This window comes from Streptomyces sp. NBC_00984 (genome assembly GCF_045162475.1).
In the GTDB taxonomy this organism is placed as follows: domain Bacteria; phylum Actinomycetota; class Actinomycetes; order Streptomycetales; family Streptomycetaceae; genus Streptomyces.
The window spans coordinates 4,447,721-4,468,433 of sequence record NZ_CP108734.1; the positions used below are offsets into that span (position 1 = coordinate 4,447,721).

Consider the following 20,713-nt stretch of genomic DNA (forward strand, 5'->3'; position numbering starts at 1 on the left):
GTCCGGACGGATCCGACGATCTCAGAACAGCCCGCCCTGCACGCCACCGCCCCCGATGTCGGCCACCGGCACCCCGACCCCGGCCCGCGCGTCCGCCGCCACCAGCTCCCACCCGGTCATCAGCCGGGTGTCCAGCACCACGACCCCGTCCGCCGTCGCCAGATGCAGATCGGGCCCGGCCGCCGCCACCAGCCGCCCCGCGACCGCACCCCCGGCCACCAACTCGGTCACCGCCCACGCCACCTCGACCGCGCCGTCGAGCCCGAACAGCCCGGCGTGATCGACGGCCTCGAACGGCAACCGCTCCAGCGACTCCGGCCACCCGGCCCCCTCCAGCGCCGCGGCCCGCCCGTAGAGCTCCGCCACCTCGGCACCACGCTCCGCCGCCCCCGGCAGCACCCCGCGCACGGCCCGCTTCCTCGCGTACGGAATCCGGTCCGGCACCCCGAGCGCCGAGCGCAGCAGCTCCTCGGTCCGCCGGCACGCCATCAACGGCCCCCGCCCCAGCCAGCTGAACACCACGGCTCCCTGCTCGCGCAGCCGCGCCGCTTCCCGCTGCTCGGCGGTGATCCCGACCTTCACCATCCCCGGCCCGAACCAGGCCAGATACACGCGGTACGTCCTCGGGTCATCGGCGATCGTGTCGGCGGCCACCGAATGCGCCCGGTCCAGCCGCGCGCACTCCGGACACCGCGCCCCCGTGCTCCGCCCCGACACCACGGCCCCCACCGGACACGCGTTCCCGCGCGCCCCGACACAGCCCCGCTCCCCCTCGGCCCGGAACCCGAACTCCGCCCCGTACACCTGCGCACTCGCCCGCACGGCCCCGCCGCGCCGCCAGCCGAGCACGGGCGGCCCCTGCGCGTCGGGCCACCGCAGCCCGGTGCACTGCCACCCCATGACCACCACCATGAACGAACCCCCGGAGCGACGTCAGCGGACGGCCTCGGCGGCCCCGTGCCGAGACCGGAAAACCGGAGGCCGTCGGAGAGCCGCGCTAAGTATCCTGATCAACTGCTTTCCAAACATGACTGGTTGGAGAATCCACGTGTCCGACTCCGGCGACACCCGCACCACCGGTGACACGGCCGGAAGGGCCGATCGCAGCCACCGGACAGTGATCATCGCGGCTGTCATCACCGGCGCGGCCACCATCCTCGCCGCCGTGATCGCGACCACGGTCGCGGGCGGCACCTCCCCGAAGGCACCCGCCGCCGCGGCACCCCCAGCCTCGGAGCACACCTCGGACACCCCGCGCCCCGTGCAGAGCCTTCCGTCCACACCACCGCCCCCGGCACCGTCCCCCACGGCCGCCCGCATCATGGCCGGCCCCGACTCGGCCGCCATCGGGGCCACCGTCACGATCACGGGCTCCGGTTTCGCGGCCGGGGAACAGGTACGCATCACATTCAACGGAACGTACGGCGCCACACTCGATCTCCGTGACGTCACGGCCGGACCGGACGGCGACTTCGCCGCCGAGGTCACGGTCCCGGAGGACAGCGTCAATTCGGACCAGCAGCAGTCGTTCGAAGTCCGCGGTCTGGACAGCGACAAGCGCGCCGACACCCCGTTCCACATCACGGGCTAGGGCGGTGCTGTAGCCGAACACGCAGAGGCGTCCTCAGTCGGATGCGAGGAACTCGGCCAGCCGACGGGTGTCTTCGAGGTAGCGCTCGTAGGGAAACCCGGCCGCGACCAGCCCGGCGCGGAGCTCGTCGTAGAGCGGCTTTCCGGCGGCATGGAAGGCGTTCCGGCCGGCCTCGGTGAGGCGGACCAGCCGCCGCCGCGCGTGTGCGGGGTCGATGGTGATCTGCACCAGGCCACCCGCTTCGAGTGGTCGTAGCGCCCGGCTGATCGCCGGGTCCGACACCGACAGCGCCTGCGCCAGCCGATGCTGCGTCACCGGCTCGATGTCCTCCAGCGTGCCCAGAAGTCGTATCTGGCTGTAGGTCAAGCCGTCGGGGTCATCGGTGCGCTGTCGGGTCGCCTCACCCAGCAGCATGACCACGCGGTGCAGCAGGTCTGCGAGTCCGTCATCCACACCACCACTATACCCAACTCTTGACCAGTTAATATTAACTAGGTAAGACTGATCCCGGCAGTCGTGATCATCCTGGCCGTGCGGTCCCGGCGACTGGCGGCCACACCCCGACCGGCCTCGGACATCGCCGCCTGACCGGCCTCACCCCTGCACGGCTGTTCATGCAGGCCCTGAAGGAAAAAGCCAGAGGCCCTGTGGACTGATCCACAGCTCCCGAGTACCTACCCCCACGCCGCCTCCGACTCCGCCAGATGCTCGCCCGGCTCGACGCAGCGGAGCCCCCGTCCACGGAGAACTCCGGCTGCGGACCCTCCCGCTGAGGTGGATCGCAGCCAGGGCCTCTGCGACTGACCAGGCGTCCTCACACCACAAGTGCGACGCTCTCCGCTGCTGCGAGTATCTGAGGCCGCCTTTATTCGTCAGATCGACGTTAAATCCGCGAACCCTGCTGTCTCTCAGCTTCGTTCTGCCATGCTGGAGCTCGATCGAGAGGGGCCGCAGCAATGCAGTGGAAGATCCACGGGGAACGCCCGATCTACGAGAACAGCTGGGTGAACCTGTGGCTCACCGATGTCGAGACGCCGGACGGGAACCGCTGGGAGCACCACGTCGTCAAGCTCCGGCACCTGGCCGTGGCCGCCGTCGTCAACGAGCGGCGCGAGGTGCTGATGATGTGGCGGCACCGCTTCATCACGAACGTCTGGGCGTGGGAGCTGCCCATGGGGCTGGTCGAGGAGGGCGAGAGCCCGGCGGAAGCGGCGGCCCGTGAGGTGCTTGAGGAGACGGGCTGGCGACCTGGCCCGATCAAGCCGCTGATCTACGCCGAGCCGGCCAACGGCATCACCGACTCCCAGCACCACGTCTTCCGGGCCGACGGGGCGACCTACGAGGGACCGCCGACCGAGAAGAACGAGTCGGACCGGATCGAATGGATCCCGCTGGCCGACGTGCGGGGCCTGATCGACCGCCGCGAGATCGTCAGCAGCGGTTCCCTCGTCGGGCTGCTCTACGTGCTCATGGACGAGGCGGTCCGCTGACCTGGCGGGGCAACACTTCCCGGAGCCGGCACTCGAATGCCACCGCGGCCGGTTCCCGGCGGAAAGGCTCCAGCTGCTCGTAGAACTCCCGCAGATGGCCGGCGACTCGTTGCGAGCTGACGGCCGCCGCAGGAGCCAGGGCATCCACGGCGGTACGGCAGGCTTCGTCGAGTTTGCCGCGCTGGAGCTGGGTGCGGGCGAGCCAGAAGGCGTGGAAAGCGCGGCCTCGGTGGTTCGATGCGTGTTCGCGGCGGAGGGCGTCCGCGATGAGGGGTTCGGCGAGGGCGACTTCGCCCAGGCGGCCGTGTGCGATGCCGGTGTCAACGATCAGTTTTGGCTCGTCGAAGTAGGCGACCCAAGCCGGGGCCGGATCGCCGGTGCTGATCTGGCCGAAGTAGGTGTTGGCTTCCGAGATCGCGGTGTGGGTCGCGCCGTGGTTGCCCAGGGTGGCATGGGCGAAGGCTTCGCGCATCGCGAGCATGGCCAGCACGCGTGGCGTCGTCCCCGCCGCTGCTCGGGCCTGGTCCTGGGCTGCGGTGACGAGTGCGAGAGCATCTCCGGGCTTGTCCTGGTAGGTGGCCTGGAGGCTCATGCAGGCGAGGACGTTGGCCATGAACTGGTGGTCGTCGATGGCCTTGGCCAGGCCGAGGGATTCGGTGAAGTAGGCGCGTGCCTGGTTGTACTGGCGGGCGTCGAAGTAGATCCATCCGGTGAGCCGAGCCAGCTCGGCCGCGATGCTGTGCAGGCCGTCGCGCAGAGGAGCTGGCCGCTGCTCTCTGAGGAGATCAACGACGTAGCGGAGCTGGCCGACGACCGCCGGCCGTAAGGTCTCGCCGCCGTGCTCGTCGTCCCGGCGCCAGTAGTCCACGATCGACGAGTGCAGCGCGTCCAGTGTCGACGGGCTGAGGTCCCGCTCGGCGGCAAGGGCGAGGATGGTGTCGACGTCGGCCCCAGGTAGTCCGGCAGCCAGCGGCTCGTCGGCTGAAGCCGGCACCTCGGCCGGTTCGCGGGGCGTGACGGTCAGGCTGGGCGGCGTCTCCCAGGAGCGGCGGGCGAGACCGAGCATGTGCCCAGGGATGCGCAGTCCGTCCGAGATTCGTTCGATCACGTCCATGTGCAGCAACTGCCGCCGTCCGGCGATCACCTCGCCCACGCGGCTCGGGGTGAGGTCGCAGCGGCGCGCGATCATCGACGGATAGATACCTGCTCGTCCTCTGACCAGTTGGAAGATGCGGCCGAAGTCCCTGGCCTGGCATGCCTCGATCATCACCGGGTCCGTGAGCAGGCCGACCGGAAGTTCCTTCGAGCGAGGTGGCTCGGGCATCGGGCACGCTCCGGCATGAGGACTACGGATCGCTGCACTTGGTCAACCGAGGGTGATGTTACCCAAGTTGGGTAACCCGCTGGGCCTTTCTGGTCAAGCCCGCGAATCGCAATGCTCCTGACCATGACGAACGGACAGAACCATGTACGGATGACGTTGCGGGTCTCCCACGACTCCGGCCAGACGTGGGGGCCTCTCACGGAGGTACGCGTGGGCGACGACCCGGTGGTCCCTGACGACCCGGGCCGCTTCCCTCCGTGCGTCTGCCCCCGGTGCGCGAAGCAGGAGCGGAACGCCCTCGCGTCCTTCCGGATGGTGTCGTGATGCGGTGCGCTTGGCGCCGGGTGCCCCTTGACCTGACACGGCAGGCACGGGAGAAGTCGGCCGCCACGTACATCGACAGGGCTGTGCAGTGCCAACTGACCGCGCACGACGACGGTGAGCACTTCGGCCTCCTCACCGACGCCTGCGCGTACGGGACCGCGCTGTGGCTCCGCTGGCACGGAACGACCGAGGCGGAGATCGTCGTACGGCCGGACTGCCCGGTGGCCGCCCCGGGGCCCGATGGTGAGGGCTGTTGTCTGTTCGCCGATCACGCCAAGCAGCACACCTGGGAAGACACCCTGGAGGAGGTCCCGTGCACCAGCTGATCGCGAGCCCGTACAACGGAGCGTTCCTGATCGCCCGCCCCGGCTCCAAGGGCGGCATGCGTATCCCCCGGACGTTGTACGAAGAGCTGGCCTCGACCGCCGAGAGCAGCAGCCCTCTTCCGGCCTGGCTCCTCGACCAGGCCCGCACCGCCTGGGGTGTTGACCTGGCGGGCGCGGTGATGCGGGACGCCGTTCTCGTACGGTCCGAGACCGGCCTCCGCTACGGCCGGGCCACGTACGAGATCAACAAGGGCTGCAACTTCAACTGTGAGCACTGCTACCTGGCGGAGCGGAAGTTCGAGGGGCTGCCCTGGCCGGACAAAGTCCGGCTCCTGCACCTGCTGCGGGATGCCGGGGTGCTGTGGCTCCAGTTCACCGGTGGCGAGCCGCTGATCGACCGGGACTTCGTGGACGCGTACGCGCTCGCTCACCGCTCCGGGATGCTGATCGAGATCCTGACCAACGGCTCTCGGCTCCCACCGCCCCGAGATCATCGGCCTCCTGCGCGACCTGCCGCCGCACAAGGTGACTGTCTCCCTTTACGGGGCGACCCCGGACAGCTTCGACTCGCTCACCCGCAAGCCGGGCGCGTTCAAGCTGGTCGAGAAGGGGCTCGTCGCGGCGCGCGAGGCCGGCATCGCGCTGGAACTGGCGCTGATCATCACCCGGCACAACGCCCACGAGCTGGACGCCATGCGGGCCCTCGCCGAGCGGTACGGGGCGGGCCGCCAGGAGTACGGCGCGATCTCCCCCACGTACACCGGCACGCCCGAACCGCTGGCCGCGCAGGCACCCGGCTTCCTGGACAAGACCAGCGTCTTCAAGGGCTGCCCCGCCGGCCACACCTTCTTCCACGTCGCCCCGCACAGCCTGGCGACCATGTGCAAGGTCGGCCGCGAGAACCCCATCGACCTCATGACCGAGGGCCTGGACGGACTCCTCCGTCTGCCCGGCATCGCCGATGCCCAGATGCTTCGCACCGGTGGCTGCGGCGGCTGTCGGCTCTCCGGCACCTGCCGGGTCTGCCGACCGCTCGCCAAGGCGTACCAGGAGGCGAAGGCACCACTGAACACCTACTGCCAACACGGAAGCGAGGAAACGCAATGACCGCTGTCATGGTGGAGATCAGTCCCCGGCCGCCAGCCCCGGAGGAGCCCGAGGGGGTGGTCCTCCTGGACGACCTGGAGGTGCTGACCGAGGGCGCCGTCCCCGCCTGCAACGACGACAACCCGTACCAGTAGGCACCCGGCCGCACAGAATCGCGGGGGCTCCGGGACGTTCTTCCGTCCGGAGTCCCCGCACCACTGCGCGCCCGCACTCGCACCCGTGGAAGAGTGAAGCCCCATGGCGACCACCCGCATCGGCCTCGACCGGCTGCCGCCCGCCGCCCGCGCTGCCGTCGAAGAGCACACCGGCCCCCTCCTCACGGTCGAGGAGACGGCCGAGGGCTTCAACAGCGAGATCGCGGCCCGCGTCACCTCCGCCACGGGCACCTGGCACATCAAAGGCCTGCGCACCGGCCACCCCCGCGTCTGGACCCAGCGCCGGGAAGCCGCCGTCGCCCCCTTCCTCACCGGCCTGGCCCCCGCCCTCCGCTGGCGCGTCGAGACCGCCGGCTGGGACCTTCTCGGCTTCGAAGCCCTCGATAGCCACCACGCCGACTACGCCCCCGGCTCCCCCGACCTCCCCGAAGTCACCGCCCTCCTGTGCCGCCTCGGGTCGACCCCCTGCCCCGGCATCGAACTACGCCACGCCGAACAGCGCCTGGAGCACTACGCCGCCCACCCCGACGACCTCCGCCTCTTCGCCGGGACCCATCTCCTCCACACCGACTTGAACAACACGAACGTCCTCGTCGACGACCACGCTCCGCGGGGCGATCGGGCCCGCCTGGTCGACTGGGCCTGGGCAACCCGCGGAGCGGCCTGGCTCGATGCCGGCTACTGGGTCATCTGGCTTATCGCCGCTGGCCACACCCCCGCATCGGCCGAAGGCTGGGCCGCCGAGATCCCCGCCTGGCACACCGCCCCCGCCGAGGGCATCACCGCCTTCGCCGCCGCCAACGCCAACGTCTGGTCCGAGATCAGCACCGCCGACCCCGACCCATGGACCCTCCGCCTCGCGACTGCCGCCACCGCCTGGAACGCACACCGCAAGGCTGGTTGAACCGAACCCTCGTGCCCGCTTCTCGGGCTTCTGCGTCACGAACGGGCGGGGCCGCCGCAGGCGGTGGCGGAGACGTCATGACATACGACAGAGGCCCTCAGGATTTCTCCTGAGGGCCTCTGGCCTGCTGTGCACTCGGCAGGATTCGAACCTGCAACCTTCTGATCCGTAGTCAGATGCTCTATCCGTTAAGCTACGAGTGCTTGTGCTTCCCGGTTTTTTTCTTCCCGGTCGGCGTTGCGAGAACAACATTACATGACCTGTGCCGTAGCGCGAAATCCATTAGCCACACCCGCCCCGACCTGCGGAAACACCGTGTTCAGCGGTTGCGGGGGCGGGGCGCCGCGCCCCTGTGGGGCGGTCGGCGGACGGGGTGGGTCCGTACGTGGCCGGAGCCCCGCGTCGGCGGGCCGGGCGCCGGGGCGCGTGTCAGCGGCCCCCCTCTCCACGGACGTTCACGCGGTCGCCGCCGCGGCGCCGGAAGCGTCAACTTCGTCGGTGACCGATTCACCCTGAGCGGGGGTGGGCGCACCGGGCGCGGCGCGGGCTTCCGGCCGTGACGGGGTGGGCGGGAGGGAACCAGGAGGCGGGTGCGACGGGCACGGCGCACCGACGGCGGCGCTGGTGACGGTGTGGCGGGAGTCGCCCGGGGGCGGGTTCCGCAAACCTGCCGCGCGGGGTTGGCCGAACCGCCCCGCCCCTCGCTTTACGCGATCACCCGGATGCACTGCGCTACTGAATGCACCGGCTCCGCAACGGCGCACAGTTGTGCGGCCGGACGGCGGTGCGTTCCAGCAGCGTCGACTTGAGGGGAAGAACCATGTCCACACCTCCTGCTCCGCTCCGGTCGCCCTGGCCAACGGCAGCTTCGAACAGCCCGTCGTCACCGGTGTGGAGATCCTGCCGGACTCCTCACAGACGCAGGCGCCCAAGCGGGTCCCGGGCTGGCTCACCACCGCCCCGGAGCCGCTGACGGCCACCTCCAACGAGCAGGTCACACAGGTCAACCCGGCCGTGGTCAAGGCGGCCGACGCGACCACCGTCACCGTCGGGCAGACCGTGACCTACCGCATCACCGTCCACAACGCCGGCCCGAACCGGGCCACCGGCGTCACCGTCACCGACCAGCTCCCGGACGGTCTCGCCTTCCTGTCCGCCGACGGCCCCGGAAGCTACGACCCGGCCACCGGACGGTGGGCCGTGGGCACCCTGGCCGACGGCACCGGGGCCACCCTCGTGCTGCGGGCCAAGGCCACCGAAGCCGGCCCGGTCGTCAACACCGCCACCGCCAACGAAAAGGATCCCGACACCACCGACAACACCGACGCCGTCACCATCTGCGTCGAGCCGGCTCCCTCCTGCTGCGCCCCCTGCGCGACCCGAAAGTAGCCGGGGCCTGCCGTCGGTCGCCGGAACGGCTCCGGAAACGACTCAGGGAGTTCAGCCGAACGGGCTGAACTCCCTGGTCAGAGAGCGGAGGCGGAGGGATTTGAACCCTCGATGGGCTTTAAGACCCAAACCGCATTAGCAGTGCGGCGCCATAGACCGGACTAGGCGACGCCTCCAGCACACCCCGCGCGAGCGCGAGTGGTGCGTGCAGATGATGACACAGTTGAGCGGTGCCTCACCAATCGACGCCTACGGTACTAGGCAGTCGGGTCCGAGGGCAAAGCGCCTGCGGTTGCGCAACGCCGTGGCGTGCGGAGCGTTAGTGATGACGGAGGCGCCGCCCTCCCGTCCTTCCGTCCGTTCCACCGGCACTCCCGCCGAAGTGCACGAGCACAGGAGCCCGCATGTTGCGCCGCCTCGCCCTCACCGCCGTCGCGTCCCTCGCCGCGCTGTCCGCCGCCGCGCCGGCCGCGACCGCGGTCACCGGCCCGCTTCCGCTTCCGCTGCCGCTGCCCCTGCTGCGACACGACGCCCGTACCCAGCTGACGATCACGGTCTCGGGCTCGGAGAACGCCGCGGCCGAGGGTGCCTTCGAATTGCGGTGCGGTCCGGCGGGCGGCAGCCACCCGGTGGCGCGGCAGGCCTGCGGCCGGCTGGACGAACTGGCGGGCGAGGGCGCGGACCCGTTCGCCCCGGTGCCCGAGGACGCGCTGTGCACCCAGCAGTTCGGGGGACCGGCCACCGCCCGGGTCACCGGGACCTGGCGGGGGCGGAGCGTCGACACGGTCTTCAGCCGGACCAATGGCTGCGAGATCGCCCGCTGGAACGGCCTGCGGCCGGTGCTCCCGAACGTCGGCTGACTAGGCCTGCCCGGACGGAGTCGTACACGGTATGCACAGAACCTTGGTGAGAGCTCCCCCTCATCCGCAGCCCCACGCCCCTTCACTGCCTTTAGACTCCTCCAGTGACAGCCCGCGGCCCGAGGGGCAAGATGGGGCCCGCTGTCGGCAAGGTGCGGTAACCAGGGAGGAAGCGTCGTCGTGAGCAGCAGGCCATCCCGAGGCGCTGCTCGCCTCGCAGCCATACTCGATGCACTCCCTGACGGGCTGCTGCTCGTCAACTGCAACGGCACGGTCGTCAACGCCAACACCATCGCGCTCGAAATGTTCGAGACGCCGGGCACCGCGCTCGTCGGTCGCGGGCTCCTCGATCTGCTGCCCGAGTTCGACTCCAAGCTGATCCCGGGCTCGATGCGCCGCCCCGAGACCGCCGACGAGCGCGTCCGTACCAAGCCGACCCGGATGACCGCGCGGCGGACCGACGGCACCGAGTACCCCGTCGAGGTCACCAGTGCCAGCCTGGAGGACGGGCAGGCCGCGTACAACGACTTCCAGAGCACCTACAGCGGCAGCTACACGGGCGACGAGCTGCTGATGCTCGTCGTACGGGATCTGTCGGGCACCGTGGACACCGAGGCCGAACTGGCCCGTTCGCAGCGGCAGACCGAGATGATCCTGCGGGCCGCGGCCGAGGGCGTGGTCGGTACGGACACCGACGGCCGGGTCGTCCTGGTCAACCCCGCCGCCGCGCAGATCCTCGGCTTCCGCGCCAGCGACCTGGGCGGCCAGGAGCTGCATCCGCTGATCCTGCACTCGCGGGCGGAGGGCGAACCGTTCCCGTACGAGGAGTCGCCGCTCGCCGACACCCTGAGGTCCGGGCGCAAGCACCGGGTGCGCGGCCAGGTCCTGTGGTCCAAGAGCGGCGCGCAGGTGCCGGTCGATCTGACCACCGCACCGGTCCGGGACGGCGACCAGCTGGTCGGCGCCGTCATGACGTTCACCGACCGCAGGCCGTACGAGGAGCTCGACGCGCAGCACCGGGCCGAGGTCGCCGAACTGACCGGGAGTCACACCGCCGAGGTCGCCGAACTGACGGAACGGCACAGCACGGAGCTGGCCGACCGGACCGAGCGGTACGCGGCCGAGCTGGAGGCGCAGGCCGACCGGCTGGCGGCGCTGACCGCCCGGCACACCCAGCTCACCGCCGTGCTCGGCGAATCGCTGCGCGGCCCGCTGGAGGAGCTGCGCGGCGAACTCTCCACGCTCGCCGCCGACCCGGCAGGACAGCTGTGGCCCGAGGCGAACCAGATCCTGCACCACCTGGCCGCGGGCTACGCCCGGATGACCACCCTCGTCGACAACGTGCTCGGCTACCAGCGCCTGGACGCCGGCTCCGAGAAGCTGGCCAAGGCGAACGTGCTGCTGGACTCGGTCGTGACGGCCGGTATCGACGCGGCCGTCGAGCTGATCGGTCCCGGGCGCGCCCAGTTCGCCGTGCACGCGCCGCCGATCGAGGCCGAGGTGGACGCGGCCCGGCTGGTGACCGCGCTCGCCCATCTGGTCGCGGACGTCGCCGGGGTCGACTCGACCGGCAAGGCCCGGGTGGTGCCCGGCGGCGGGTACGTCGACTCCACGGTCGTCGTGGCGGCGGCGCAGCGCGGCGAGGTCGTACGGATCGAGGTGCGCGGACCGTTCGCCGGGGGAGATCCGGTGCACGAGCCGATCGTGCGCGGGATCGTGCGGGCGCACGGCGGCGTGCTCCAGACGCACGAGGTGCCGGGGATGAGCGGCAGCGCGTATGTGCTGGAAGTGCCGTTGGGCGCGGGTTCGGGCACGGTGACGGCGTCCGAGCCGGAGCCGGTGGCCGGGGCGCAGCCCGGTGCCGGGCCCGAGACGGCTGCGCAGCAGCCGGGCGGCGGGCGGCGACGGGCGCGTCGGGCGTCCACGGACGCGTTCCTGGAGAGCCCGGTGGGCGGCTCCGGGGCGGACGCCGGGTCCGGCGGTGACACGGCGGCGGCCGAGCCGACGGGGCGGCGACGGGCGCGTCGTGAGCCCGTGGCGCAGGACGAGCAGACGTTGCCGGGGGCGCAGGACACGCAGGGCGGGGGTTCGGGGCGCAGGCGGGGGCGGCCGAGTCCGGCCGAGACCGGGGCCCAGCCCTCGCTTCCGGACCGGTCGGCCCAGTTGCCCGAGCAGGGGCAGGGGTCCGGGCAGGGGCAGGGGTCCGGGCAGGCGTTGGCACTGCCCGCGGCCCCGGCGCCGTCCGAGGGAGCCGTGGTGACGGCGGCCGAGGGCGCGCAGGGTGGCGGCGGCCGGCCGCAGCTCGGCCAGACCGTGCCGCCGCAGGGTGTTCCGGCCGAGGGGCAGATGCCGGTGCCGGTGCCCGCGGGCGGACACCGCGCGCGTCAGGGAGCCGAGAACCAGTTGGCCCTGCCGGCTTCCGCCGGGGCTCCGGCTTCCGCCGCGGCCGGCGACCCCGAGGGGTCCCCGCAGCCCGGTGACGGCTCCGGGCCCGGCGCGTCGCAGGTGCCTCAGCCGACCGGGCGGCGGGCCCGGCGGGCGCTGGCGGCCGCCCAGGAGCGGACCGACCGGGCCGAGCCCGCAGGGCCGCGTACCGCGTTCGCCCTCCCGCCGGCGGAGGCCGACCGCTCCCCGGCCACGGCCGCCGACCCGGACGCCTCGCTGCCGGGACGCCATGACTCCGTGCGCAGCGTGCCGGACGACGACCACACACCGCCGCAGGCGCATCCCGTACCGACCGGCCGTCGCCGGGCCCGGCACTCCGAGGCTCCCCAGCAGCCCGGTCGGCCCGAGGAGGCCGCCGTTCCCGGTGAGCAGTCCGAGGACCTGCCCGGCGACGGTGCGGACCGGCCCGCGGCCGGACGGACCACGCACGCCACCGGCACCACGGCCGTCGCGGCCGCCCCGGGTTCCCCGGAGAGCGAGGAAGGCGCGGAGGGTCACCCGCGGAACATCGCACCCGTGCCGGACGCGCGCAGGCAGCCGCTGCCCGCGGAGGCCCCGATGCCCGGCGGCTCGTCGGACTCGACGCAGGGGCGCGCGTTCAGCGTGCGGACGCTCGGGCAGGGCGTGCCCTTCGCCCAGCACATCGCGCACCAGCAGAACCAGACGCTCGGCGGTGCCGGGCGGCGCCGCAAGCTCGCCGCCCCGCCGGAGGGCGAGCGCACCCCGCAGGCCGCCCCGTCGGCGCCGTCCCCGTCCGCGCCCGTTTCCTCCCCCGCCGGTGGGGCGCAGACCGGCCCCGCGCAGGGCCCGGTGCGTTCGGGGCCGGAGGCCGAGGGACGCTCGTACGCGATAGGGGCACCCGACGAGGGCGCCGAGGGGCCGGAGCCGCTGGACGGTCCGGGTGGTGCGGTCGAGGTCGCCACCCGTCCGTCGCCGCAGCCGGTCGACGACGAGCTGCCCCCGGAGCCGTTGGACAACCCGCGCCGGCTGCTCGTCTGGCCCGCGCCCGACGTCTCCACCCAGCAGGCGCTGAGCGACCGGGGCTACCGGCCGGTGATCGTGCACTCGCGCGAGGAGGTCGACGCCCAGATCGCGGCGTTCCCCGCCGCGCTCTTCGTCGACCCGCTGACCGGCCCGATCACCCGCAAGGCCCTGCAGTCGCTGCGTCAGGCGGCGGTGGCGGCCGAGGTTCCGGTGCTGGTGACGGCCGGGCTGGGACAGGCCTCGCGGGAGGCGGCGTACGGTGCCGACCCCGCCGTCCTCCTCAAGGCGCTCGCCCCGCGCGACAGCGAACAGCATCCGCCCCGGGTGCTGTTGATCGAGGAGCACGAGGAGATCGCGCTGGCGCTGACGGAGACCCTGGAGCGCCGCGGCATGCAGGTGGCGCGGGCCGCCACCGACAGCGAGGCGGTGTCGCTCGCCACCCGGACGCGGCCCAATCTGGTGGTGATGGACCTGATGCAGGTACGCCGCCGCCGGGCCGGCATCGTCGACTGGCTGCGCGCGAACGGCCAGTTGAACCGGACCCCGCTGGTCGTCTACACCTCCGCCGCCGACATGAACGGATCGGATCTGCCGAAGCTGAGCTCGGGCGAGACCGTTCTCTTCCTGGCCGAGCGGTCCACCAGCGAAGAGGTCCAGTCACGCATCGTCGATCTGCTCGCGAAGATCGGTACGAACTGAGACGCGGGACATGACGGGGGCGGTACGGGATCACTCCCGTACCGCCCCCGTCATGTCCACGGCCCTCGGACAGGCCCTAGAAGATTGCTGAAAATCTCGGGTTCTGGCCCCGGCTCGGTGGAGTCGGGGCCAATCTTGTAGGCATGCAGGGGGAATGGGCCGGGGAGATGGTCGGGCCGGATGTGTGGGAAACGTGCCGGGAGTTGATCCCGGCCGGCAGTGCGTTCGCGTTCCTGGCGGAACATCGCGAGGTGCTGTTCCCGCTGGGGATGTTCGCGGACATGTATCCGTCGTCCAACGGCCGTCCGAGTCTGCCGCCGCAGGTGCTGGCCGCGACGGTGGTGCTGCAGAGCCTTCAGGGGCTGTCGGACTTCGAGACGGTCCAGGAACTGCGGTGTGACCTGCGGTGGAAGGCCGCGTGCGGGCTCGGGCTGTACGACACCGCGTTTGATCCGTCGCTGCTGACGTATTTCCGGCGCCGCCTGCGTCATTCGGCCGACCCGATGCGGATCTTCACCAAGGTCAAGGAAGTCGTGGCCGCGACCGGCGTGCTCAAGGGCAAGCAGCGGCGCGCGCTGGACTCCACGGTGCTCGATGATGCGGTGGCCACCCAGGACACCGTCACCCAGATCATCTCCGCGGTCCGCCGGGTGATCCGCGAGGTCCCCGGCGCCGGGGAAGTGGCCGCGGAGCACTGCCAGGCGCATGACTACAGCGACCCGGGCAAACCGAGGATCGCCTGGGACGACGAGACGGCCCGCGCCGCGCTGGTCGACGCGCTGGTCACCGACGCCCTCAACCTGCTCGGACACCTGCCTGAGCAGAACCTGGGCGAGAAGGCGGCGAACGCGGTCGGCCTGCTGGCCCTGGTCGCCGGGCAGGACGTGGAACCCGCCGAGGACTCCGACGGGCGCGACGGACGCTGGCGCATCGCCAAGCGCACAGTGGCCGACCGGACGGTGTCCACCGTTGACCCCGACGCACGGCACATCCACAAGAACCGCAGCCGTCACCAGGACGGCTTCAAAGGGCATGCGTCTTTCGAGCCGGAGGCAGGCCTGTTCACCGCCGTCGCCCTGACCAGCGGCTATGGCCCCGACAACCACGAGGCCGCCGTCGCCTGCGGTCTGCTGGCCGACGAGGAAGAGGGCACGGCGTTAACCGTGCTCGGCGATTCTGCCTACGGAACCGGCGATCTGCGCGCACAACTGCAGGCCGACGGCCACACCCTGGTGATCAAGCCGCCGCCGCTGCGGCAGGCAGTCCCCGGCGGCTTCACCATCGACGACTTCCGGATCGAACTGGCCGCCGGCACCGCGACCTGCCCTGCGGGACACACCGCCGGCCTTGGCCAGATCAAGGCGGACGGCGCCCGCACCGCCCAGTTCAAGCGTGTCTGCACGGGCTGCCCTCTTCGGACGCGTTGCACCACCTCCAAAACCGGACGCACCCTCAACGTCCACCCCCAGTACGAACTGCTGGCCGCCGCCCGGGCCCAGGCCGCCACCGACACCGTCTGGCAGGACGAGTACCGCCGATGGCGGCCACCCGTCGAACGCGCCATCGCCTGGCTCGTCGCCAAGGGCAACCGCCGGGTCCCTTACCGGGGCGTCATCGCCAACAACATCTGGCTCCACCACCGCGCCGCCGCTCTCAACCTCCGCCGACTGATCACCCTCGGACTCACCCACACCAACAACATCTGGCATCTCGCCCCGGCCACCGCATAGCGAAAGGGGCCGTCCGGCCTGCGGCCGCACAACCCCTCGACAAGATTTTCAGCGGTCTCCTAGGGCTTTTCGGCAACGCGGGAAGCATGCGTGCCAGACCGTGGCTGCCCGATTGGAGGTCACCCGACAGCCTCTCAGAGCCGGGTGATGTCCAGCTCGCCCTCCGCGTACTGCTTGCGGATCACCTTCTTGTCGAACTTGCCGACGCTGGTCTTCGGCACGGCCGGAATGATCGTCCAGCGCTCCGGCAGCTGCCACTTGGCGATGCCGGAGGTGGCGAGGAAGTCCTTCAGCCCCACGTAGTCGGCGCTCGCGCCTTCCTTGAGGACCACGGTCGCCAGCGGGCGCTCGCCCCACTTCTCGTCCGGGACGGCGACGACCGCCGCCTCGGCCACATCGGGGTGCGCCATCAGCACGTTCTCCAGTTCGACGCTGGAGATCCACTCGCCGCCGGACTTGATGACGTCCTTGGCCCGGTCGGTGAGCGTGAGGAAGCCGTCCTCTCTGATCACGCCGACGTCGCCGGTCTTCAGCCAGCCGTCCTCGCTGAACTTGTCCTCGGGGCGCAGGGCCTCGCCGTCCGCGCCCCCGTAGTAGGCCCCGGCGATCCAGGGGCCACGCACCTCCAGCTCACCGGCCGACTCGTTGTCCCACGGCAGGTGCTCGCCGCCGGGGCCGACCAGCCGCGCCTCGACACCGGCCGGGAAGCGGCCCTGGGTGACGCGGTAGGGCCATTCCTCCTCCTCGGTCAGTCCGGCGGGCGGGTTGGCCATGGTGCCGAGCGGCGAGGTCTCCGTCATGCCCCAGGCGTGGCAGAGGCGGACGCCGAGCTTGTCGTACGCCGTCATGAGGGAGGGCGGACAGGCGGCGCCGCCGATGGTGACGCGGGCCATGGAGCTGAGGTCGCGCGGGTTGGCGGTGACCTCGGCGAGCAGTCCCTGCCAGATGGTGGGGACGGCGGCGGCGTGGGTCGGCTTCTCGCGCTCGATCATCTCGGCGAGCGGGGCGGGCTGCAGGAACCGGTCCGGCATGAGCATGTTGATGCCGGACATGAACGTCGAGTGCGGCAGCCCCCAGGCGTTCACATGGAACTGGGGGACGACCACCAGCGTGGTGTCCTTGTCGGTCAGGCCCATCGACTCGGACATGTTGACCTGCATGGAGTGCAGGTAGATGGAGCGGTGGGAGTAGACGACGCCCTTGGGGTCGCCGGTGGTGCCGGAGGTGTAGCACATGGCGGCGGCCTGGCGTTCGTCCAGCTCGGGCCAGTCGAAGTGGGTCGGGCGGCTGGCGATCAGCTCCTCGTACTCGTGCACCCGGGGCGCCGCCCCGTCGAGGAGCGAGCGGTCGCCCGGCCCCGTGACGATCACGTGCTCGACCGACGTCAGGTGGGGGAGGAGTGGTGCGAGCAGCGGCAGCAGGGAGCCGTTGACGATGACGACCTTGTCGTCGGCGTGCCCGACGATCCAGACCAGCTGCTCGGCCGGGAGCCGGAGGTTGAGCGTGTGCAGCACCGCGCCCATCGAGGGAATCGCGAGATACGCCTCGACATGCTCGGCGTTGTTCCACAGGAGGGTGCTCACCCGCTGGTCGGCGTCGATGCCGAGCTCGTCGCGCAACGCGTTCGCGAGCTGTGTCGCCCGCCGGCCGATCTCGGCGAAGCTGCGCCGCTGCGGCTCGGGTTCGCCGGTCCAGGTCGTGACCTGCGACTTCCCGTGAATGGTCATCCCGTGGTTCAGGATGCGGGTGACAGTCAGCGGTACGTCCTGCATGGTGCTCAGCACGGCGTCCTCCCGGTGGGCGCTACGCGGCAGTAAGGTTGCGCTGATTCTGCTCACATACCGTTCGGTATGTCACTAGCTCCGGGAGTACGAATCGGTCTCGTTCGGCAAAATCAGGTCGGCGCGCCACCGTCACCCGGGGTCACCGCACCGGAGCGAGCTCCGGGTCCTCCCTCAGCTTGCCGAGCGCCCGCGACACCGCGCTCTTCACGGTGCCGACGGAAACCCCGAGCACCTCGGCCGTCTGGGCCTCGCTCAGGTCCTCGTAGTAGCGCAGGACCACCATCGCCCGCTGCCGGTCCGGCAGCTTCAGCACGGCACGCCACATCGCGTCGTGCAACGACTGCTGCTCGGCCGGGTCGGGCCCCTGGACGGCCTCCTGCTCGGGCAGCTCGTCGCAGGCGAACTCGTCGACCTTGCGCTTGCGCCACTGCGAGGTCCGGGTGTTCAGCAGGGCCCGGCGGACATAGCCGTCGAGCGCCCGGTGGTCCTCGATCCGCTCCCAGGCGACATACGTCTTGGTGAGCGCGGTCTGCAGCAGGTCCTCGGCATCGCTCGGGTTGGCGGTGAGCGAGCGCGCGGCGCGCAGCAGCACGGGCCCTCTCGCCCGGACGAAGGAGGAGAACGACGGATACGGGGCGTACGGGGTCCGCGAGGCGTACGGGGCGCGTGCGGTACGCGGTGTGCGCGACAGGTGCGTGCTCTGCGGTCCGTGCTGGCTGTGTGAGCCGTGCCCCGTGGTGTGCAGGGTGTGCGACACCTGTCCTGGGTGCGGCGTGTGTCCGGTGGTGGCGGCTCCCCCGGAGCTGCCCGTGCAGACTGGCGTGGTCATGGCTCCACGCTAGAAGCGGGCGCAGCTCCGGGGATCGGCCCCAGGTCCCGAAACCGCGTCCGCCTCAGGGTGTAGGGGTGGGGGCTGCTCCACCTCCTGTAGGTGGACTCGTCGTCCTGGGGGCTCAGGGGCGCCCCTGAGCCCCCAGGACGACGACGGACGCCGCCCCGGAGGGCGTCCGCTCAGCCGTCCGTGCCGAGGATCAGGCCCGAGGTGGGTACGCCGGTGCCCGCCGTGACCAGGGTCCTGGCCGCCCCCGGCACCTGGTTCACCGACGAGCCCCGGATCTGCCGGACCGCCTCCGCGATGCCGTTCATCCCGTGCAGATAGGCCTCCCCCAGCTGGCCCCCGTGCGTGTTCAGGGGCAGCGCGTCCGCCGCGACGAAGCCGGCCCCCTCGCCCGGCGCGCAGAAGCCGAACTCCTCCAGCTGCATCAGGACGAACGGGGTGAAGTGGTCGTAGAGGATCCCCACGTCGATGTCGGAGGGGGAGAGGCCCGAGCTGCGCCAGAGCTGCCGGGCGACCACTCCCATCTCCGGCAGGCCGGTCAGGTCGTCGCGGTAGAAGCTCGTCATCTGCTCCTGCGCCCGCCCGGCGCCCTGCGCGGCGGCCACGATCACCGCGGGCGGCTGCGGCAGGTCCCGGGCCCGCTCGGCACTCGTGACGACGATCGCCTGCCCGCCGTCGGTCTCCTGGCAGCAGTCGAGCAGCCGCAGGGGTTCGACGATCCACCGCGACGCCGCGTGGTCGGCCAGGGTGATCGGCTTCCCGTAGAAGTACGCGGCGGGGTTCCGGGCGGCATGGCGCCGGTCGGTGACCGCGACATGGCCGAAGACGTCCGGCGTCAACCCGTAGGTGTGCAGATAGCGCTGGGCGGCCATGGCGACCCAGGAGGCCGGGGTGAGCAGCCCGAAGGGCAGGTTCCAGCCGAGCGCCGTGCCTTCCGCGGTGGGCTCCCGCTGCTGCACGCCGGAGCCGAATCTGCGCCCGGAGCGCTCGTTGAACGCGCGGTAGCAGACCACGACGTCGGCCACCCCGCTCGCCACCGCCAGGGCCGCCTGCTGGACGGTGGCGCAGGCCGCCCCGCCGCCGTAGTGGACGCGGGAGAAGAACGACAGCTCACCGATGCCGGCCGCCTGGGCGACGGTGATCTCCGGGCTGGTGTCCATGGTGAAGGTGACCAGGCCGTCCACGTCGGCGGGGGTCAGCCCGGCGTCGTCGAGGGCGGCCCGCACCGCCTCGACGGCCAGCTTCAGCTCGCTGCGCCCGGAGTCCTTGGAGAACTCGGTCGCGCCGATCCCCACGACCGCCGCCCTGCCGCCGAGCGAATCGGCCCTGCGCACACTCATGCCGCCCCCTGCGGAACGCCGACGGTCACGGTGCCGGTGACATGCCGTCCGAGACCGTTGGACCCGACGACGGCCACCTCGGCCGTCCCGTCGGGCGCGACGGCGGTGACCGTGCCGCTCAGGACCATGGTGTCCCCGGGGTAGTTGGGCGCGCCCAGCCTGATGGCGACCCTGCGGAGAACGGCCGACGGGCCGAGGCAGTCGGTGACGTACCTGCCCACCAGGCCGTTGGTCGTCAAGATGTTCATGAAGATGTCCGGGGAACCCTTCTCCCGGGCGAGCTCCGCGTCATGGTGCACGTCCTGGTAGTCGCGGGAGGCTATCGCGCCCGCCACGATCAGGGTGCGGGTCACCGCGATCTCCAGCGGCGCGAGCTCATCACCGGCCTTCACTCCATGCCCTCCTTCACCAGCGACTCACCGAGTTCCTGAAGCACTTCGCTGCCGCAGCCCAGATAGGCGTCGAGCTGCCGCCCCCAGAGGAAGTGGCGGTGCACGGGGTGGTCGAGGTCCGCGCCCGTGCCGCCGTGCAGATGCTGTCCGGCGTGCACCACCCGCTTTCCCGCCTCGGACGCCCACCAGGCCGCGGTCAGTGCCTGGGGCCCGTACGGCAGCCCCGCGTCCTGCCGCCAGGCCGCCTCGTACGCGGTGACCCGGATCGTCTCGGTGTCCATATGGGCGTCGGCGGCGCGCAGCAGCACCCCCTGCTTGGTGGAGAGCGGGCGCCCGAACTGCTCCCGGGTGTTCGTGTGGGCGACGGCGCGGGCCAGCGAGCCGGCGCACACCCCGGCCTGCAGTCCGGCGAACGCCGTCCGGCCCGCGGCCAGCACCGCCGCGTACGCCCCGGCGCCGCCGAGCCGCTCCCCGGACGCCCCGTCCAGGACCAGCCGCGCCGCCGACCACGGCGCCGTGGTCTCCACCGGCTCGGCCAGCACACCGGCGTCCCCGGTCCGGACGATCCACAGCCGCCGCTCCCGGTCCGGGACGAGGACGAGGTCCGCGTCCCGCAGCCACGGCACGTACGGCACGCTGCCGCTCAGCCGCCCGCCGCCGTCCGCCCGTATCCCACCGCGTGCCGGGAAGGCCCCGGTGGCGACGGCCGTGCCGTCCCGCAGCGGCGGCAGCAGCCGCTCCCGCTGCTCGTCGCTGCCGTGTCCGGCGACGGCCAGCAGCCCGTACACACAGCTCGCCGCGAACGGCACCTGCGCCGTCGTGCGCCCCTGTTCCTCCAGCAGGAGCACCAGGCCGAGCAGCCCGGTCTCCTCGACCGCCGCGGTCAGTCCGGCCGCGCAGAGCTCCTTCCACAGCCCGGCGTCCGTCCCCGTGCCGGCCGCTGCCAGCCGTTCGGGCGTCGACAGATCGCCGAAGATCCGCGCCGCGAGCCCCTGTGCCGCGGCCTGCTCCTCGGTGGGTGCGAAATCCAT

Annotated in this window: 18 protein-coding genes, 2 tRNA genes and 2 pseudogenes; 12 read left to right on the plus strand and 10 right to left on the minus strand. The window is 71.7% G+C overall.

The features are described from left to right. Nucleotides 1-21: 21 nt before the first annotated feature. A complete protein-coding gene (locus tag OG520_RS19730) occupies nucleotides 22-900 on the minus strand; it encodes a DUF2797 domain-containing protein (RefSeq protein ID WP_406014032.1) in 879 nt (292 codons plus the stop codon). A 148-nt stretch (nucleotides 901-1,048) separates the two neighbouring features. Between OG520_RS19730 and OG520_RS19735 the strand changes: the two genes are divergently transcribed. Next, nucleotides 1,049-1,591 (plus strand): hypothetical protein, encoded by a 543-nt coding sequence (locus tag OG520_RS19735; RefSeq protein ID WP_399332288.1) that lies wholly within the window; start codon nucleotides 1,049-1,051, stop codon nucleotides 1,589-1,591. 33 nt (nucleotides 1,592-1,624) lie between these two features. Here OG520_RS19735 and OG520_RS19740 read toward each other — a convergent pair whose 3' ends face one another. Continuing rightward, the gene (locus OG520_RS19740) at nucleotides 1,625-2,044 is read right to left on the minus strand and encodes a MarR family winged helix-turn-helix transcriptional regulator (protein WP_406014033.1); all 420 of its coding nucleotides are present in this window, start codon (nucleotides 2,042-2,044) and stop codon (nucleotides 1,625-1,627) included. A gap of 503 nt (nucleotides 2,045-2,547) precedes the next feature. Between OG520_RS19740 and OG520_RS19745 the strand changes: the two genes are divergently transcribed. Next, nucleotides 2,548-3,081 carry an NUDIX hydrolase gene (locus tag OG520_RS19745; protein ID WP_406014034.1) on the plus strand — a complete coding sequence of 178 codons (534 nt, stop codon included), beginning with the start codon at nucleotides 2,548-2,550 and terminating at the stop codon, nucleotides 3,079-3,081. On the opposite strand, the gene OG520_RS19750 is transcribed toward OG520_RS19745, so the two are convergent. After that, a complete protein-coding gene (locus OG520_RS19750; protein WP_406014035.1) occupies nucleotides 3,059-4,405 on the minus strand; it encodes a hypothetical protein in 1,347 nt (448 codons plus the stop codon). The genes OG520_RS19745 and OG520_RS19750 overlap by 23 nt on opposite strands. 123 nt (nucleotides 4,406-4,528) lie before the next feature. Between OG520_RS19750 and OG520_RS19755 the strand changes: the two genes are divergently transcribed. From OG520_RS19755 to OG520_RS19780, 6 genes and pseudogenes are all read left to right on the plus strand, one after another. Then, nucleotides 4,529-4,729 (plus strand): hypothetical protein, encoded by a 201-nt coding sequence (locus OG520_RS19755; protein WP_406014036.1) that lies wholly within the window; start codon nucleotides 4,529-4,531, stop codon nucleotides 4,727-4,729. A gap of 20 nt (nucleotides 4,730-4,749) precedes the next feature. Then, a complete protein-coding gene (locus OG520_RS19760; RefSeq protein WP_406014037.1) occupies nucleotides 4,750-5,055 on the plus strand; it encodes a hypothetical protein in 306 nt (101 codons plus the stop codon). A 179-nt stretch (nucleotides 5,056-5,234) separates the two neighbouring features. After that, nucleotides 5,235-5,471: pseudogene (locus OG520_RS19765) on the plus strand (4Fe-4S cluster-binding domain-containing protein); the annotation flags it as partial. A 109-nt stretch (nucleotides 5,472-5,580) separates the two neighbouring features. Next, nucleotides 5,581-6,162, plus strand: coding sequence for a hypothetical protein (locus OG520_RS19770; RefSeq protein ID WP_406014038.1), 582 nt, complete (start codon nucleotides 5,581-5,583; stop codon nucleotides 6,160-6,162). After that, entirely contained in the window at nucleotides 6,159-6,296 is a 138-nt protein-coding gene (locus OG520_RS19775) for a hypothetical protein (RefSeq protein WP_406016523.1), read from the plus strand. Before OG520_RS19770 ends, OG520_RS19775 begins: the two co-directional genes overlap by 4 nt. Nucleotides 6,297-6,399: 103 nt before the next feature. Beyond that, complete coding sequence (locus OG520_RS19780) at nucleotides 6,400-7,221, plus strand: aminoglycoside phosphotransferase (RefSeq protein ID WP_406014039.1); 822 nt, start codon at nucleotides 6,400-6,402, stop codon at nucleotides 7,219-7,221. 130 nt (nucleotides 7,222-7,351) lie between these two features. On the opposite strand, the gene OG520_RS19785 is transcribed toward OG520_RS19780, so the two are convergent. Continuing rightward, a tRNA-Arg gene (locus tag OG520_RS19785) sits at nucleotides 7,352-7,424 on the minus strand. A gap of 757 nt (nucleotides 7,425-8,181) precedes the next feature. Between OG520_RS19785 and OG520_RS19790 the strand changes: the two are divergent. Further along, nucleotides 8,182-8,610: pseudogene (locus tag OG520_RS19790) on the plus strand (DUF11 domain-containing protein); the annotation flags it as partial. Between the two features lie 85 nt (nucleotides 8,611-8,695). Here OG520_RS19790 and OG520_RS19795 read toward each other — a convergent pair. Next, nucleotides 8,696-8,786 (minus strand) — tRNA-Ser (locus OG520_RS19795). Between the two features lie 228 nt (nucleotides 8,787-9,014). Here OG520_RS19795 and OG520_RS19800 point away from each other — a divergent pair. From OG520_RS19800 to OG520_RS19810, 3 genes are all read left to right on the plus strand, one after another. Then, complete coding sequence (locus OG520_RS19800) at nucleotides 9,015-9,470, plus strand: SSI family serine proteinase inhibitor (protein ID WP_399328756.1); 456 nt, start codon at nucleotides 9,015-9,017, stop codon at nucleotides 9,468-9,470. A 180-nt stretch (nucleotides 9,471-9,650) separates the two neighbouring features. Next, a complete protein-coding gene (locus OG520_RS19805) occupies nucleotides 9,651-13,598 on the plus strand; it encodes a PAS domain-containing protein (protein ID WP_406014040.1) in 3,948 nt (1,315 codons plus the stop codon). Nucleotides 13,599-13,741: 143 nt separating this feature from the next. Next, nucleotides 13,742-15,328 carry an IS1182 family transposase gene (locus OG520_RS19810; protein WP_266815641.1) on the plus strand — a complete coding sequence of 529 codons (1,587 nt, stop codon included), beginning with the start codon at nucleotides 13,742-13,744 and terminating at the stop codon, nucleotides 15,326-15,328. A gap of 134 nt (nucleotides 15,329-15,462) precedes the next feature. Here the strand turns inward: OG520_RS19810 and OG520_RS19815 are convergent, their stop codons facing one another. From OG520_RS19815 to OG520_RS19835, 5 genes are all read right to left on the minus strand, one after another. Further along, on the minus strand, nucleotides 15,463-17,112 hold the full coding sequence (locus OG520_RS19815; RefSeq protein ID WP_406014041.1) for a long-chain fatty acid--CoA ligase: 1,650 nt from the start codon (nucleotides 17,110-17,112) through the stop codon (nucleotides 15,463-15,465). A gap of 139 nt (nucleotides 17,113-17,251) precedes the next feature. Then, nucleotides 17,252-17,941 carry a SigE family RNA polymerase sigma factor gene (locus tag OG520_RS19820; RefSeq protein ID WP_266416637.1) on the minus strand — a complete coding sequence of 230 codons (690 nt, stop codon included), beginning with the start codon at nucleotides 17,939-17,941 and terminating at the stop codon, nucleotides 17,252-17,254. A 182-nt stretch (nucleotides 17,942-18,123) separates the two neighbouring features. Next, complete coding sequence (locus OG520_RS19825) at nucleotides 18,124-19,290, minus strand: lipid-transfer protein (protein WP_385331054.1); 1,167 nt, start codon at nucleotides 19,288-19,290, stop codon at nucleotides 18,124-18,126. Further along, entirely contained in the window at nucleotides 19,287-19,682 is a 396-nt protein-coding gene (locus OG520_RS19830) for a MaoC family dehydratase (protein ID WP_399328752.1), read from the minus strand. Before OG520_RS19830 ends, OG520_RS19825 begins: the two co-directional genes overlap by 4 nt. Next, nucleotides 19,679-20,713, minus strand: a complete 1,035-nt coding sequence (locus tag OG520_RS19835) for an acyl-CoA dehydrogenase family protein (protein WP_406014042.1) — start codon at nucleotides 20,711-20,713, stop codon at nucleotides 19,679-19,681. The genes OG520_RS19830 and OG520_RS19835 overlap by 4 nt, the downstream gene beginning before the upstream one ends.

Bases quoted from the DNA above. Each gene is read 5' to 3' on its own strand.
- OG520_RS19730 (WP_406014032.1), bottom strand. From the start codon at position 900: ATGGGGTGGCAGTGCACCGGGCTGCGGTGGCCCGACGCGCAGGGGCCG.
- OG520_RS19825 (WP_385331054.1), bottom strand. From the start codon at position 19,290: ATGAGTGTGCGCAGGGCCGATTCGCTCGGCGGCAGGGCGGCGGTCGTG.
- OG520_RS19835 (WP_406014042.1), bottom strand. From the start codon at position 20,713: ATGGATTTCGCACCCACCGAGGAGCAGGCCGCGGCACAGGGGCTCGCG.
- OG520_RS19750 (WP_406014035.1), bottom strand. From the start codon at position 4,405: ATGCCCGAGCCACCTCGCTCGAAGGAACTTCCGGTCGGCCTGCTCACG.
- OG520_RS19810 (WP_266815641.1), top strand. From the start codon at position 13,742: ATGCAGGGGGAATGGGCCGGGGAGATGGTCGGGCCGGATGTGTGGGAA.
- OG520_RS19820 (WP_266416637.1), bottom strand. From the start codon at position 17,941: ATGACCACGCCAGTCTGCACGGGCAGCTCCGGGGGAGCCGCCACCACC.
- OG520_RS19745 (WP_406014034.1), top strand. From the start codon at position 2,548: ATGCAGTGGAAGATCCACGGGGAACGCCCGATCTACGAGAACAGCTGG.
- OG520_RS19755 (WP_406014036.1), top strand. From the start codon at position 4,529: ATGACGAACGGACAGAACCATGTACGGATGACGTTGCGGGTCTCCCAC.
- OG520_RS19800 (WP_399328756.1), top strand. From the start codon at position 9,015: ATGTTGCGCCGCCTCGCCCTCACCGCCGTCGCGTCCCTCGCCGCGCTG.
- OG520_RS19775 (WP_406016523.1), top strand. From the start codon at position 6,159: ATGACCGCTGTCATGGTGGAGATCAGTCCCCGGCCGCCAGCCCCGGAG.
- OG520_RS19780 (WP_406014039.1), top strand. From the start codon at position 6,400: ATGGCGACCACCCGCATCGGCCTCGACCGGCTGCCGCCCGCCGCCCGC.